11 protein-coding genes are annotated in these 13,823 nt (G+C 40.8%); 5 read left to right on the plus strand and 6 right to left on the minus strand.

What is annotated here, in order from left to right; translation table 11 throughout:
- Positions 1-104: 104 nt before the first annotated feature.
- Both F944_RS02275 and ilvD read right to left on the minus strand, forming a co-directional pair.
- Positions 105-1,394: a hypothetical protein gene (locus F944_RS02275; protein ID WP_004986159.1), complete on the minus strand. Its 1,290-nt coding sequence runs from the start codon at positions 1,392-1,394 to the stop codon at positions 105-107.
- A gap of 145 nt (positions 1,395-1,539) precedes the next feature.
- The gene (ilvD, locus tag F944_RS02280) at positions 1,540-3,369 is read right to left on the minus strand and encodes a dihydroxy-acid dehydratase (RefSeq protein ID WP_010588979.1); all 1,830 of its coding nucleotides are present in this window, start codon (positions 3,367-3,369) and stop codon (positions 1,540-1,542) included.
- Positions 3,370-3,771: 402 nt separating this feature from the next.
- Between ilvD and fmt the strand changes: the two genes are divergently transcribed.
- Positions 3,772-4,731, plus strand: a complete 960-nt coding sequence (gene fmt / locus F944_RS02285) for a methionyl-tRNA formyltransferase (protein WP_004986162.1) — start codon at positions 3,772-3,774, stop codon at positions 4,729-4,731.
- A complete protein-coding gene (gene rsmB / locus F944_RS02290) occupies positions 4,728-6,032 on the plus strand; it encodes a 16S rRNA (cytosine(967)-C(5))-methyltransferase RsmB (protein ID WP_004986164.1) in 1,305 nt (434 codons plus the stop codon). The genes fmt and rsmB overlap by 4 nt, the downstream gene beginning before the upstream one ends.
- A 32-nt stretch (positions 6,033-6,064) precedes the next feature.
- Here rsmB and zupT read toward each other — a convergent pair whose 3' ends face one another.
- The 4 genes from zupT to F944_RS02305 all read right to left on the minus strand — a co-directional run bounded on the left by zupT (position 6,065) and on the right by F944_RS02305 (position 10,680).
- Positions 6,065-6,871, minus strand: coding sequence for a zinc transporter ZupT (gene zupT / locus F944_RS02295; protein ID WP_004986165.1), 807 nt, complete (start codon positions 6,869-6,871; stop codon positions 6,065-6,067).
- 88 nt (positions 6,872-6,959) lie between these two features.
- The gene (locus F944_RS16570; RefSeq protein ID WP_004986166.1) at positions 6,960-7,103 is read right to left on the minus strand and encodes a methionine/alanine import family NSS transporter small subunit; all 144 of its coding nucleotides are present in this window, start codon (positions 7,101-7,103) and stop codon (positions 6,960-6,962) included.
- Positions 7,104-7,113: 10 nt separating this feature from the next.
- Positions 7,114-8,592, minus strand: a complete 1,479-nt coding sequence (locus F944_RS02300) for a sodium-dependent transporter (RefSeq protein ID WP_004986167.1) — start codon at positions 8,590-8,592, stop codon at positions 7,114-7,116.
- A 639-nt stretch (positions 8,593-9,231) separates the two neighbouring features.
- Positions 9,232-10,680 (minus strand): aldehyde dehydrogenase family protein, encoded by a 1,449-nt coding sequence (locus tag F944_RS02305; RefSeq protein WP_004986168.1) that lies wholly within the window; start codon positions 10,678-10,680, stop codon positions 9,232-9,234.
- A 149-nt stretch (positions 10,681-10,829) separates the two neighbouring features.
- On the opposite strand from F944_RS02305, the gene F944_RS02310 reads away from it, so the two are divergent.
- From F944_RS02310 to F944_RS02320, 3 genes are all read left to right on the plus strand, one after another.
- The gene (locus F944_RS02310) at positions 10,830-11,600 is read left to right on the plus strand and encodes a TIGR04219 family outer membrane beta-barrel protein (RefSeq protein WP_004986170.1); all 771 of its coding nucleotides are present in this window, start codon (positions 10,830-10,832) and stop codon (positions 11,598-11,600) included.
- A gap of 61 nt (positions 11,601-11,661) precedes the next feature.
- Entirely contained in the window at positions 11,662-12,765 is a 1,104-nt protein-coding gene (locus tag F944_RS02315) for a zinc-binding metallopeptidase family protein (RefSeq protein WP_004986173.1), read from the plus strand.
- A gap of 349 nt (positions 12,766-13,114) precedes the next feature.
- Entirely contained in the window at positions 13,115-13,660 is a 546-nt protein-coding gene (locus F944_RS02320; RefSeq protein ID WP_004986175.1) for a type 1 glutamine amidotransferase domain-containing protein, read from the plus strand.
- Positions 13,661-13,823: the final 163 nt, after the last annotated feature.

Below are 13,823 nucleotides of genomic sequence, written 5' to 3' on the forward strand. Positions count from 1 at the left end.
AAGAAAAAACAAAAAAGCTGCCATGATCATCAAGATACAGGCAGCTTTTGAAATGATTGCGTAAATTTTGAGAGAATTCTCTTCTCGCAAAACGCTTACATCAATTAGTGTTCAAGACTTTCCGTTTTATATTTTTCTTCGAGTACATTGTTAAAGATACTTTCAATCATCCAGACACGATACAGGCTATTAAACACATAACGTTGCCCTTCTATACGTAACTCAAGGACAGGAAAATCAGGTTGATGTTTCTCGTGACAGAAAGCATCATTATCGACCAAGAAAGTCGCCACATCTTCTTGAGTCAAGGACTCGATACCTAACTGCTGCTGTAATGCCTGAAAATGCGGCTTATACGAAAGATCCTTCCCTTTGGTCCAGACCGCCTGAAGAATGTCATACATGGCATCGACACGCTGCTCCTCAGGGGTGCTGTAATATAATTTTGCCATCTCTAGCGTGGCTGGTTGGGTCGGACGGCAAAATGGGGTAAATGCCACATCGGTACGCTTGGATAAGCGTGTCGCGAGGCTCCAGTCAAATAAATCCCGCCCCTGATAGCTGAGCGGATAAACCGTGAGTTGAATATTATAATAATTAGCCAGTTCTTCCCGAATATAAGCCAATAGCAACCAGCTAATCGGATCTTCAAGCGCTATAAACAAATCCAGTTCCGGATGCATGGCTTGAATATCAGCCAACTCTTCAGCATCACTGAGCAAATGTTCACGCCATTCAATGTGATTGATCAAAAAAATTGGATTGTCAGTCAATAATTTTTGCTGTTTTAAACGGCGAGTCAAACGCAGTAAATCATCGACTGCTTGATATTTTCGTCCACCGAACTCAAAGAAACTGGCTGCCACAGGAACATCTTCAAATATCCGCTCTGGAAAATTCTGCGGAGTTTGTTGTTGGCGGGCCATGGTGTACAGGGTTCGCAACTTGCCATATTGCTGTTGCCACAACATATGAAACACATCTTCAAGCAAATACAGGAAATTTTTACCCTGTAAAGGCGTATTTTTTAATATCAGTTCAGCTTGACTCAATGCTTCGGAGGTAGGCGGTTCGGGAGTTTCATCAAAACTAAACCGATGTTGTTTGGCTAAAATCTTGGCATCGTTAAAACAATAATTTTGCCATTCCAATGCAGTCATGCCGTTGGGAGGTTCTGCACCCTGATGCGAAATAATGACTTTAAGCGGTTTTATTTCATCAGTTAAGATGTCATCTAGTTGGGTCAGTTGCTGCACCGCAAGATAGCTATAGACATCATCCAGTCTTAAATAAATACTCAAGCCCTGCTCGGTTGATAACACTGCTTGACGCGAGGGTTTTTGGTAAAACCAGCTCGATCGAATAGGATCAAACCAACGGCGTAACAGTGACATGAATCAAGCCTCTAATAAATTTTTATCGGACAATGGGTTAAACAGGATGTAAAAGCATAATGCATTATACTTTAACATTGAAATGACCGTTTTCCATAAAAAAACACCCACAAAAGTGAGTGTTTTATAAACGCAGTGGGTATGTTTAAACTTCGCGTACCGCACCTCGGGCTGCACTGGTAGTATGCATCGCATAGGCTTTTAGTGCTTTAGAGACTTTACGTTTACGCTCTTCAGCAGGATGCCAACCTTTTTCTTCCTGCACCGTACGGCGATGCGCCATTGTTGCATCATCCACATTTAAGTGAATGGTACGGTTTGGAATATCAATTTCAATGGTATCACCATCATGCACCAAACCAATTGCACCGCCTTCTGCGGCTTCTGGAGATACGTGGCCAATAGAAAGACCAGACGACCCTCCCGAGAAACGACCATCGGTAATCAAAGCACAGTCTTTACCCAAACCTTTAGATTTAAGATAACTGGTTGGATATAGCATTTCCTGCATACCCGGGCCACCACGTGGGCCTTCGTAGCGAATGACCACTACGTCACCTGCTTTAATATCACCACCTAAAATTGCTTCTACGGCTGAATCCTGACTTTCAAAAACACGGGCTGTACCCGTAAATTTGAGAATGGATTCATCGACACCCGCAGTTTTAACGATACAGCCATCAAGCGCAATATTACCGTAAAGAACAGCCAAGCCACCGTCTTGAGAAAAAGCATGTTCAGCATTACGGATTACGCCTTTTTCACGGTCACCATCCAGTGTCGAATAATAGCGATTTTGTGAAAATGCCACTTGAGTCGGTATACCGCCCGGTGAAGAGCGATAGAACTCATAGACCTCTGGTGCTTCGGTACGAATGATGTCCCATTTATCCAGTGCATCTTTTAAGGTTTTTTCATGCACACTATTCACAGAGGTGTCTAGTAAACCCGCACGATCCAGCTCGCCTAAAATTGCCATAATTCCGCCCGCGCGATGTACATCTTCCATATGTACATCTTGTTTCGCTGGCGCAACTTTTGATAACACAGGCACTTTACGCGACAGGTTATCGATATCATCCATGGTGAAATCGACTTCGGCTTCGTGTGCCGCCGCCAATAAATGCAGCACTGTATTGGTCGAACCACCCATAGCAATATCTAGCGTCATCGCGTTTTCAAAGGCTTTTTTGGTAGCAATGGAACGTGGCAAAATGCTGTAATCATCTTGTTCATAATGACGTTTTGCCAATTCAACGATCAATTGTCCCGCACGTTCAAATAGTTTTTTACGGTTTGCATGGGTCGCGACAATCGAACCATTACCCGGCAAAGACAGACCTAGTGCTTCGGTTAAACAATTCATTGAGTTCGCAGTAAACATCCCTGAACATGAACCACAGGTTGGACAAGCCGAACGTTCAAAAGCCTGTACTTCTTCGTCTGTATAGCTGTCATCCGCAGCAACGACCATTGCGTCGACCAGATCAATCGCTTTTTCATTGCCACGAATCTTGACTTTACCTGCTTCCATCGGGCCACCAGACACAAAGACCACTGGAATATTCAGGCGCATTGAAGCCATTAACATGCCTGGGGTGATTTTGTCACAGTTTGAAATACACACCATGGCATCGGCGCAGTGTGCATTGACCATATATTCGACAGAATCTGCAATCAAATCACGCGAAGGCAATGAATACAGCATGCCATCATGCCCCATCGCGATACCATCATCGACCGCAATAGTATTAAATTCTTTTGCAACACCACCTGCTGCCTGAATCTGTTCAGCCACCAGTTGACCTAGATCTTTAAGATGTACGTGTCCCGGAACAAATTGAGTGAACGAGTTGACCACCGCGATAATCGGTTTACCAAAGTCTTCATCTTTCATTCCTGTTGCGCGCCATAAGCCACGCGCACCAGCCATATTTCTTCCGTGCGTAGATGTTTTTGAACGATAATCAGGCATTTGCGTTTCCAACAAGTTGTGCTTGAGACAAATCTAAATGGGTCTCTGGCTAAATTAGGCTATTTCAGCAGATTCTTACATCATACTACAGCTTAGTGTTTAAGCGATGAGCAAAAATGACTTTCATTTTAAGGCACATTCGATGCACGCTGCTCATCACAAAACCATAAAATGGGGATAATAGGAGATTCAATATAAACTGATCTGTTTAAAATTGAATACAAAACTTTCATGAATAATTTTTTAATTTTGCATTACCTTTTGTTATTAATAAAAATAATGATGCTCAAACGCACCCAATATGCCATTTAAACCATTGTAATTACGCAAATAATCACTGGATTTTAGGCTTAAACGCGGTTTTGCCTTATAATAGCGATAAGTTTTTATGGAAGTGAATGTGTGAAAGTTATTTTTGCAGGAACACCTGAATTTGCCGCTACGGCTTTGGCTGCCTTAGTTCAAACAGAACATGAGATTGTTGCTGTTTACACTCAGCCAGATCGCAAAGCAGGTCGTGGTCAAAAACTCACACCTTCTCCAGTCAAGCAACTCGCGCTTGAACACCATTTAGCTGTTTATCAACCTTTACATTTTAAAGCATCGACAGGAGAAGGTCTGACAGCTCAGCAACAATTGGCTGAGTTGGGTGCAGATGTCATGGTCGTTGCAGCTTATGGTCTGATTTTGCCGCAAGCAGTTTTGGATACACCAAAGTATGGTTGCCTGAATATTCATGGTTCATTATTACCCCGTTGGAGAGGTGCAGCACCTATTCAACGTGCCATTGCCGAAGGTGATACTCAAACAGGTGTCACGATTATGCAAATGGCAGCAGGTCTAGATACAGGCGATATGCTCTACAAAACCTTTTATGATATTCAAGCCACGGATACATCTGCCAGTTTATATGAAAAATTGGCCACTCAAGGCGCAGAAGCCATTTGCAAAGTGCTAGAGTCAGAACAGAGCCTACAAAGTTATTTGCATACGCGTCAGGTTCAGGATGAGAGTCAAACGGTCTATGCGCACAAACTTACAAAACCTGAAGCACAGATTGACTGGTCGCTCGATGCGGTTCAGATAGACCGCAATATTCGAGCCTTTAATCCGTGGCCTGTCGCTTTTATTGTGCTTGATGAGAGCAATAACTTACGTGTCTGGAATTCCAGTATTTCTTCTTTCAGCAATGAAAATGCTCAAATCGGTGAGATTATTGCCATAGATAAAAATGGCGTACATGTCGCTTGTGCTACAGGTGCAGTCTGCTTGAGTTCATTACAATGGCCAGGTGGTAAAGCTTTAAATCCTGTACAAATTCTACAAACACAAAAACTTAATATTGGGCAAGTATTGGCATGAAACAATTTCCGCGTCCAAGTACCGAACTTAATTTACGTGCACAAGTCGTGATAACACTTTTACAGGTGCAACAAGGTCAATCTTTAGCGAGCTTATTACATCAGCAACTGAGTGAAATTCCAGAACGTGATCGCGCTTTGTTTCATGAACTGGTATTGGGAACCCTACGCCAATGGTATGCACTCAAAGCGATCACCTTACCTTTATTGACCAAACCTCTGAATAATGAAACAGTGGAAACCTGTTTGTACGTTGGGTTATATCAAGTATTGTGTACGCGCATCCCTGCCCATGCTGCCATTTCAGAAACAGTTACTGCCAGTAAACAACTCGGTTTTCATGCTTTAAGCGGTATTGTGAATGCCATTTTACGTCGTGCTACGCGGGAAACTGAAGAGTTTCAACAACATTTACAACAAGCGCATGGGCTTCCAAGCTGGCTGTATAAACGTTTGAGAAAAGACTGGCCGCTACAAGTCGATGACTTATGTCAGCAACTCAAACAAACCGCACCGCTCACATTAAGAATTAACCAGCGCCATATTGGGCGCGATGCTTATCTGGCTAAACTTCAGGCTGAACAAATTCAGGCACGTGCTTGCAACTGGTCAGAGGTGGGTATTGTCTTAGAGCAATCCGTTCAAATTACAGCATTGCCAGGTTTTGAACAGGGCTGGTTTTCGGTACAGGATGAACATGCACAGCTTTGTGCCACCCTGTTACCCGATTTAAACGATCAAGTCGTTTTGGATGCTTGCGCCGCACCAGGTGGTAAAACGGCACATATACTAGAAAAATTTAAACCACAGTCTTTGATTGCCTTAGATCAGGATTCGAAACGTTTACTTCGGGTCACTGAAAATTTACAGCGCTTACAACTGGATCAAAGCCATGTTGAGATCATTGCTGCGGATGCAACCACTTGGCAAGCCAATCAAGCATTGGATTGTATTGTTCTGGATGCACCTTGTTCTGCTACAGGCGTGATCCGTCGTCATCCTGACATTCGTTTATTGCGTCAATCTAGTGATATAGCCCAAACCATCGAACTGCAAAAACAGATTTTGCAGAATTTATGGCAACAGCTTAAAGTAGGCGGCACGTTGCTGTATATCACCTGTTCGATTTTAAAAGCTGAAAATGAACAGCAAATGGTTACGTTTTTTGCTGAACATGCCAATGCTGAAGAAATAAAAATCGAGGCAACTTGGGGAATTGAACAAATTCATGGTCGTCAGTTACTTCCAGTCACTGGACAGGGCGATGGCTTTTATTATTGTAAAATCAAAAAAGTCGCTTAATGCGACTTTTTTTATCACCACCCATGATGCTATTAAACAAACCTAAATAGCACCAGACTGAGCGCCAAAGCGGCCATACCAGAAACTAAACCGTACACCGTTTCATGTCCTTTGGAATAACGTTTAGCTGTAGGCAATAATTCATCCAGAGACAAATACACCATCACCCCTGCGATCAGACCAAATACAATGCCATAAACCATCGGCCCCAAAAAAGGCGCCAAGACAAAATACCCTAGCGCCGCTCCAAAAGGCTCAGCTAAACCAGACAATAAACTTGCCATAATCGCAATCGATTTTTTTTTCGTCGCGATATAAACAGGAACAGCAATTGCAATACCTTCAGGAATGTTATGAATCGCAATAGCAACCGCCAGAGGCGTACCCAATGTTGGGCTGTCTAAAGTCGCAAAAAAGGTCGCCAAACCTTCAGGGAAATTATGTGCTGTAATCGCCAATAAAGTGAGTAAAGCAGTACGACGAATTTGTGCCTGATCCAGTTGCAGATTTGCGCTCTTTTCAACCATGGTGTGCGGATTCGGTACAAATCGATCAAGTAATAAAACTAAAATCACACCCGCTAAAAATGCAAAAGTGGCATAAGCATATGCGACTTTATCTTGAAAAATTTCAGAAAAAGAATGCCATGATTTATTAAGAATCTCGGTCAGTGAGACATACACCATCGCCCCACCAGAAAATGCCAGACCAAAAGATAAAAGACGAAAGCTCGGTTGCTTAAAAAACAGGACAATCGCACCACCGACCAATGTTGCTAAACCCGCTAAAAAAGTGACTGCAAAAGCAATCCAGACATCTGGGCCAAACAATGACGACATTGTGATTGCTCCTAAAAAAAGAAAGTCATCATCATAAATGATAATGACTTTCATTTTCAATAAATCAATCTATTCCAATACTTAAAAATCAAAGCGTATGCTGATCTTTAACTTCATCTAGTACTTCGTCTAGTTCTTCAGGATGTTTGCTTAAATGCATAATCGAAAGAACCAGACCGCCCCATACAAACACCATAGAAATGATCATCATTATGATTGCGGAAGTATTCATATACTGCCTCCTAGCGATCTTTCATTTTGCTTAATACAATAGCCACAACAGCACAGAAAATAACGCTGCCCCAGCCAAATACACCCTGTAAACTCATACTATAAGTATCATAGCCATTTTTGATCAAATTAAAAACAGTCATGCTGAGGGTTGTTAGTAGAATCAAAGAAGTGATCACGGTGAGGGTAAAATCCCAACCTTTACCTAATTGAATGGTCGAAATTGCATTTACATGATCTCTTAATTGCACTAATGCAGAACGTTTAAACCATGCAACTGCAACAATCGAAATCAATGCCCCCCCAATAATGCCGATGTTATTGATAAAGTGATCTACAATATCCACCAGTTTAATGGCATTTACACTTGAGAATAAAAAGATCGAAACCAGAGCGCTGCCACCACCAATAATCGTGACCGCTTTTTTACGCCCCCATTTGAGTTTGTCTTGCATGGCTGCAATAGGAACTTCCAAAATACTGACCATAGAAGAAATCCCCGCCACAAAAAGTGAAGAGAAAAATAAAAGACCGAACAAATCAGCCCCAGCACCTAAACTTGAAATAATTTTTGGAAATGCAATAAATGCCAGTCCAATACCGCCACTGACCACGTCCTTAACTTCTGTACCCGCCGCATGCGCCATAAATCCTAATGCAGCAAAAATCCCGATACCAGCCAAAATTTCAGTCGAAGCATTGGCAAAGCCAACAATTAAACCCGAACCTGTAAGGTTAGTTTTAGGTTTTAAATAAGACGCGTAGGTCACCATGATCCCAAAGCCAACCGACAAAGAGAAAAAAGTATGACCATAAGCAGCTAACCAGACTTTATAGTCCATCATCGCTGCCCAATTTGGGGTAAAAAATGCATTCAGTCCTTGTACTGCGCCTGGTAAACGCAAAGCCTGAACCACCAAGACTGTGAATAAAACGAACAGTAAAGGCATAAAAATCTTATTGGAGAGTTCTACACCTTTTTTCACTCCACCATAAAGAATGATTAAGGTTGCCGCCCAGATCCCAACAATTGGCCAAAAAAGATGTCCAACAAATCGAAAATCAAAAGTTTTTGCATCGGTCGTTTGTAAATATGTTTTAAAGAAGAACCCCTCTGGATCACTGCCCCACATTTGCCCGATGGAAAAATAAACATAACTGCCAGCCCAAGTCAGTACACTGGCATAATACAATCCGATAATGATACATACACAGACCTGCCACCAACCCAATGTTTCACCACCGCGAAATAGTTTACGATAAGCTTTAGGCGGTGAATTTCGGGCTTTATGTCCGACTGCATAATCTAAAAATAGAAGAGGCAATCCTGCGGTAATAAGTGCTAATAAATACGGAATTAAAAATGCTCCGCCACCATTCTCATAGGCCACATAAGGGAAACGCCAAATATTTCCCAAACCTACTGCGGAGCCAACGGCAGCTATAATAAAACCTGATCGTGAAGACCAGTTTTCACGAGTATCAGTCATAAATGATCATCCTTCGTCTTGATCTTGCTTGGATTAGTTATTGAACATTGCAAGATCAATACCATTTCATAAAATTTGTTTTGCTCTGGACTTTATCTCGCCTTGTGAGCCCTGCTAATGTCCATACAGACAAAAAATTATTCCGTCTTCCTTAAAGATAGTCATATATTTTTTGTCTTTCTAATGGTTGAACAATACCTTCTTTTTTCCTGATTTTCTCTTATTTTGCTGAAAAAAAAGCATTATTAGGCTGTTTTAACCCTTATTTGTTTATTTTTTCTAAAAATTAGGTGGTTAAATGATCCTATTGAAGATTTAATCTAATTAAACAGTGCATTGTAAAAAAGCAAGAAAAGATAAATTAAGCTTTGTGTTTTCATCGCAATTGATCTGCCAATAAGTTCCACGTGGAACTTATGTCCCATCCCCTATTTATATTATTGAGTCAAGTGAACATCATTTATAGCAGCTTGGTCAGAAACTTTTATGTACTTAAGCCACTTTTCATAAGTAAAAATCCAGCACCAAGTTTTAAATTCAAATTCTCATTAAACATGTATACCGTTTTTTTAACTGGACTTTATGTTGTAACGAGCGTCTGTTTGGTGACAAACACTCGCATTTCGAATAACAGCTCGATTAGGGCTGCTTAATCACCAATAAGCGCTCTTCTTGCATATCGCGAATAGCTGAATGGATGCCTTCTCGCCCCAAACCAGAATCTTTGACACCACCATAAGGCATATTATCAACGCGGAACGTCGGAATATCATTGATAATCACACCTCCGACCTGTAAATGTTGCCATGCATACATCATGTTATTCAGGTTTTGGGTGTACACACCTGCTTGCAAACCAAAACGGCTGCGATTAATTTTGGCAATCCCTTGTTCAAAATTCTTATATTTCTCCAAGATCGCGACAGGACCAAAGGCTTCATCTCTATAAATTTCAAGTTTCTCATCGACATTTTCAAGTAATGTGGCTTCAAACATCACGCCATCTAACAAGCCACCTGCAAGAATCTTTGCGCCTTTTTTCTCAGCTTTATCAAGCCATTTTTTTAATCGAACTGCTTCTTTTTCCTTAATCATTGGGCCCACCATAGTGGTTGTCAGACCTGGATCTCCAGCTTTGAGTTTTTTGACTTTAGCCACTAAGTTTTCCTTTAGCTCCGTATAGAGATCAGCATGTACCAATATGCGTTGTACACTAATACATACTTGTCCAGATTGACCATATGCTCCAGCAATCAGCCTGTCTATCAATGCCTCTGTGATCTCTGTATCTGGTTCAATCATCACGGCTGCGTTGCCACCCAACTCTAATGTGACCTTTTTACGCCCTGCACGAGCTTTCATATCCCAACCGACCTGATCCGATCCTGTGAAACTGAGCATTTTAAAACGATCATCCGTCACCAAAATATCAGCAGCACTCCGCTCACACGGTAAAATTGACCATGCGCCTTTTGGTAAATCAGTTTCAGCCAATATCTCAGCAATTTTTATCGCACTTATTGGTGTGAGACTGGCAGGTTTTAAAACAAATGGACATCCTGCTGCAATCGCAGGTGCAATTTTATGTGCCGTTAAGTTCAACGGAAAATTAAATGGGCTAATAAGCGAAATAGCGCCAATCGGTACATGACGCACCATCCCCTGATACGCTGCTGCAACTGGGGTCACAGCCAAGGGAATCACTCGACCAGTTTCCATTTGAGTGGTTGCATCCGCAGCTAATTGAAAGGTATTAATTAAACGTTCCACTTCCGCCGATGCTGCATTGCGGGGCTTTCCCCCTTCTGCAATCAAGATTTCAGTTAATACTTGTTTTTCTTCAGTGAAGCGTTTTACGCAGTGCAACAAAATTTTTTGTTTTTGATAAGGCTTCAGAGCGGCCATCTCTGCTTCTGCCTTTACTGCGGCTACGGTCGCCTTTTCAATGATTTTGTCATCTGCCAGTGCAACCCGCGCATATAGGTCATGATGAAACTTATGTTGAACCTCAAGCCATTGGCCTGTTTTTACGGGCTTACCTGCCACATAAAGTGGGTATTCAGCTGGTGTAGACATTTGTGTCGGCATAATTAATTCTTCCTTATTTAAATTTAGTCACTGTATTTCAAGATTTATTCTTATATCATGCGCTGAATCTGCCAAATAATCGGCTGTGATTCGGTAACAAATACCAATACAAAATATAGTTTTAGATATTTCAAGGATAGTTTTTCACAATGAAAATGCTTCAAAGTGCAATATGTGTCATGGGTTTAACATTGAGTGGTCTGGCACAGGCCGATTTTATTGGGGTCACAGGGGATATTAATTATTGGTCAGTAGATGGTGATGTAACTGAACACACCTCGGGTTCTTTATATTATGATGCTAATAGTGATCAACTTATTTTAGATCCTTACCTCAACAACACCACTAAATATAACATTAATCGTAACGGTGCTTTTCAGGCTTCTTTGGCGATTGAGCATCCTGTACCCATGATTCCCAACGTAAAACTCAAATATACAAAATTGGATCTGGATGCACAGGCAAATACGCTCTTTTTAGATCAAGCCAATGTTGACTTAGATCAAACGGATCTAATCTTATATTACGAAATTTTAGATAATGTCATCAGTGCTGATGTAGGTTTGGGTTTGCTTAAGTTAGATGGTCAAGTCAAACAATATCAGTTCAAATCGACGAATGATATTCTATATAAAACCAGTAAAGTCGATGGTTATAATCCGCTAGTGTATGCTCAAGTCGGTGGCAAACTTCCATTTACAGGTTTTCAAGCCAAAGCCGAAATGCTGTATAGCGATTATGATGAAGTCAAAATTACCGATTTTCAGGCAGAACTTCAATACAATATGATCCAGAATTTATTGGTTGATGTCGGTGCAAAAGTGGGCTACCGCATTTTAAATATTGACCTTGATGATGACAACGATAGTTTAAAAATGGAATTTAAAGGCCCATATGTTGGTCTGGAAGCACATTTTTAATCTTTTTTTTATTTAAAATGCTCTTAAACTATAAGAGCATTTTCTAACACTCTTAGCTTCTATGAAAGTTTTCTACTGTCACAACTGCCACCATCAGGTTTTTTTTAACAATACGCATTGTGAAAACTGCCATGCGCTCTTGGGTTATGAAGTCGAAAATAAAACCATGGGGACTTTCGAGCAGATCGACAAAAGTATTTGGAAAAGCCTGAATCCTAAAGACACATACAGCTTATATAAACCTTGTTATAACTATCAGCATCATCAAGTGTGTAACTGGATGATTCCAGTAGAAAGCGATCAAATTTATTGTGAGTCCTGTCGCCTAACTCATACCATTCCAGATTTATCCATACCGCAAAACACACTATATTGGCGCAGGCTGGAGCAGGCTAAACGTCGTTTCTTATATTTAACTCAACAGTTGAATATTTTTCCACGCCCAAAAAATAATGATGAAGATCGCTATGGCCTACGCTTTAACTTCCTCATGCCGAGCCCCGATCAACCTGTGATGACAGGACATCAATTGGGAACCATTACCCTCAATGCCAGTGAGGCGGATGTGGTTCATCGTGAAAAAACCCGTCTGGATATGCAGGAAAATTATCGAACGGTACTCGGTCATTTTCGTCATGAAAGTGGACATTACTACTTTGATATCATGACTCATCTTTATCCCGAGTGGTTAGATGAATTTCGACTCTATTTTGGTGATGAACGTGCCGATTATGCACAATCATTAGAAGAGTATTATCAAAAGGGTTCAGACGAACATTGGCAAGATTCATACATTAGCCGTTATGCAGGAGCACATCCTTGGGAGGACTGGGCTGAAACATGGGCACATTATTTACACATAATGGATACCCTAGACACTGCGTACCACACAGGGATGACCATAGAAGCGAATCACCAGATTGATCCAGACATGCATTTTAAAGAATCACCAATCGGATCACTAGATTTTGAACATACCCTGACCAACTGGTTTGCCTTGAGTTATGTCCTGAATGGTTTAAATAGAAGTATGGGCTTACAGGATGCTTATCCATTTACGCTATCCAATGCTGTATTGGATAAATTGAGATTTATTCATCGTACACTCATGAAAACCGCGTTAAAACCCGAAATTCGCCAAACGAATCATGAACAACCGATATAGCTCATTGCGTATAAAACATATCGATTTTATTACTCAAGTCTCTATCAATTTAGCTTAGATTTTATCTCTATGAAACCAGCATGTTTGTTTGCCGATAACAATAAAAATTATAGAATCTAAACATCTGGTTAACTTGATGATAAGACTTTGAAAAACTGACCGAATGTCAGTTTTTATCTGCGGCTTACTTTGCATTTTTAATCAATACTATTTTTATGAATCAATTTTCATGTAAATAAATCCTACATAGTTATCTGATCTCAACAGATCAAATATCAAACTACAACAGGAGAATCACTCAGAATTGGCTAGGCTAAATTCTATATTCCAATAAATAGGATCTAATCTCATGGCAGGCAAAGCATTATTTATTACTTCTAATACGGGTATTGAACATGATGAACTCATAAAGCCTTTCGAGTTTTTACAATCAAAAGGAATAGAAGCTATTCATGCGGCGATTGAACAAAGTGAAGTACAAACGGTAAAACATGATAAAACACTGGGTCCAACTTATACCCCACTAACAAGTTTAGATAAAATAGATCCCGCTGATTACGATATTTTGGTAATACCAGGCGGCACGGTTAATGCCGATCAATTACGTATCGATGAAAATGCAAAACAAATTATTCAATACTTTACAGATCACGCAAAACCCATTGCAGCCATTTGTCATGCGCCTTGGGTACTGATTAATGCAGAACGCATTAAAGATAAAAACTTAACGTCTTATAAAAGCATCCGCTTAGACCTTGAAAATGCAGGAGCGAACTGGGTGGATGAAACTGTACATCGATGTAACACAGGAGGCTGGGTATTGATTAGCTCACGTAATCCCGATGATATTCCATACTTTAACCAAGCTATCGTTCAGGAATTAACAGTTACTTAAGCTTTTGATTTTCTATTTATTGCATCTATTTTATTTATAAAAGAAAGCACCCCCTCTGCATAAGCGGAGGGTGCCTTAGATTTAAAAGCTGGCGATGACTTACTCTCACATGGCTAACGCCACACTACCATCAGCGCGAAGAGGTTTCACTTCTGAGTTCGGG

The organism is Acinetobacter ursingii DSM 16037 = CIP 107286 (assembly GCF_000368825.1).
Lineage (GTDB): Bacteria > Pseudomonadota > Gammaproteobacteria > Pseudomonadales > Moraxellaceae > Acinetobacter > Acinetobacter ursingii.